The organism is Streptomyces sp. NPDC055078, from assembly GCF_053607985.1.
Map to the genome: position 1 here is coordinate 1 of NZ_JBSGUP010001063.1, position 1,650 is coordinate 1,650.

General features: G+C 75.5%; 1 protein-coding gene. It reads left to right on the plus strand.

From position 1 onward, the window contains the following. Window positions 1-638 precede the first annotated feature (638 nt). On the plus strand, window positions 639-1,650 hold a 1,012-nt coding region (locus ACWF94_RS40135), incomplete at its 3' end, for a deoxyribodipyrimidine photo-lyase (RefSeq protein ID WP_453500184.1).

Here is a 1,650-nt window from a genome sequence, read left to right on the forward strand (position 1 = left end):
CCGTACGACCGGACCGTGGGTGGTACGACGGGCGGACCGGCCGGCCGCCTCCGGGACGGGCGCGCGCGGGCAGGTGACGACGTACGACGTGTGCTCCGGCCGTGCCCCTGGCCTCGCCACGGCTCCCGTGCCGCCCGGCGCCGACCGTGCCCGCCCCGCGTTCCGCGTACGTCCATCTGCGGATGCGGACCGATCCGCGGCTCCGCCCGTGCCGGATGCCTGGTGGAATCTGTCCGGACAGCCTGCCCCACAGTGGAGGAAGCCGCGTGAACGCCCCGGTCGCCATCGGTGGTATCTCCTCGGCGCGACCGGGCCCTGAGCGACTGCCGGTTCCGGTGGCCCGGGGCGACGGGTGCCGGACCCGGCCACCGATGCCGCCGTGCCGCCGGCCGTGCTGCTGGAGGCCCGGCTGAGCCGCGCGGCCGGCACGGGTCGGTTCCACCGCCGAAAGCGGCGCGGACCCCGGTCGGACTGCGGGGATTCCCCGGCAGACGGCGCGGGCGGCTCCCGGCGAAGGCACCCGACCACACCCCCACCGGCTCCGACCGCCCCTGACCGGCCACCGCGCCTCCCCCGATCGATACGGCGCCTCGTGAACCACCCCACCCGACGCGCCCCCGCCTGATGAAGGACGGCGTATGACTGTTTCCGTCATGCTCTTCACCTCCGATCTGCGCGTGCACGACCAGCCCGCGCTGAGTGCCGCCGTACGCGAGGCCGACGAGGTGGTACCGCTGTTCGTCCTCGACAAAGGGGTGCACCGGGCGGGCTTCGACGTCCCCAACCGGAGCGCCTTCCTCGCCGACTGCCTGGCCTCCCTGGACGCGGGACTGCGCGAGCGCGGTGGCCGGCTGGTGATCCGTACGGGCGAGGTGGCCGAACAGGTCCCCCGGGTCGTCCAGGAGACCGGCGCCCGTACGGTGCATATCGCCGGGGGTGTCAGCGGCTACGCCCAGCGCAGGGAGGAGCGGCTGCGGACGGCGCTCGGGGCGGCCCGGTGCGAACTCCGGGTCCACGAAGGGGTGATCACCGTGCTGCCGCCCGGGCAGGTGACACCCGAGAACCGCGACCACTTCGCGGTCTTCAGCCCGTACTTCCGCCGCTGGCGGGAGACCGGCCCCCGCGAGGCACTGCCCGCGCCGCGCAAGGTGGTGGTGCCCGAACTGCCGGGCCGTCCGCTGCCCCGGCGTGCCGCCGTGGCCGGGGTGTCGCCCCATGTCGCCCGGGGCGGCGAGCGCGAGGCCCGGCTGCGGCTGAACTCCTGGCTCGCCCGCCCCAGTACCGGCGTCGAGGCGTACGAGGAACGGCACGACGACCTCGCGGGCGACACCACCTCGCGGCTGTCGCCCCATCTGCACTTCGGCACGCTCTCCGCGACGGAACTGGTCCACCGGGCGCGGCGCAAGGGCGGCGCGGGCGCGGATGCGTTCGTACGGCAGCTGGCGTGGCGGGACTTCCACCACCAGGTCCTCGCGGCCCGGCCCGACGCCGCGCGGGCCGACTACCGGGCGCGCGGGGACCGCTGGCGCCACGACGAGAAGGAGATCGCGGCCTGGCGGGAGGGGCGCACCGGGTGCCCGATCGTGGACGCGGGAATGCGGCAACTGCTGTCCGAGGGCTGGCTGCACAACCGGGCCCGGCTGCTGGTGG